The 380-nt window shown below is 42.6% G+C and carries 1 protein-coding gene; it reads right to left on the minus strand.

Going from position 1 to position 380, the window contains the following annotated elements; all coding sequences use genetic code 11:
* On the minus strand, positions 1-380 hold a 380-nt coding region (locus ACYVRH_RS15090; RefSeq protein ID WP_461257669.1), incomplete at both ends, for a leucine-rich repeat domain-containing protein.

Here is a 380-nt window from a genome sequence, read left to right on the forward strand (position 1 = left end):
GCTAAAAGCGAAATCCCCAATGCTGGTAACGCTACTGGGAATAACTATGCTGACAAGGGCGGTGCAACCGATAAAAGCCATATCCCCAATGTTGGTAACCCCGTTGGGTATGGTTACGATGGTAAGGCTGGTGCAATTGGAAAAAGCGGAACTCCCAATGCTTTTAACGCTGCTTGGTATAATTATGCTGGTAATGTTTGGACAATTGGAAAAAGCATTATCCTCAATGCTGGTAACATTGTTTGGGATGGTTATACCGACCAGCCTAACGCCTCCTATTTTTTCGTAGTCAGAATAAGTAAAAGCTCCATTGGGAATGGTTGTTAAGGAACTGCCCGAAAGGTCAAGGTAGATGTATTTGTCGGTGTTTAATATTATTT

The organism is Treponema sp. R80B11-R83G3 (genome assembly GCF_054786115.1).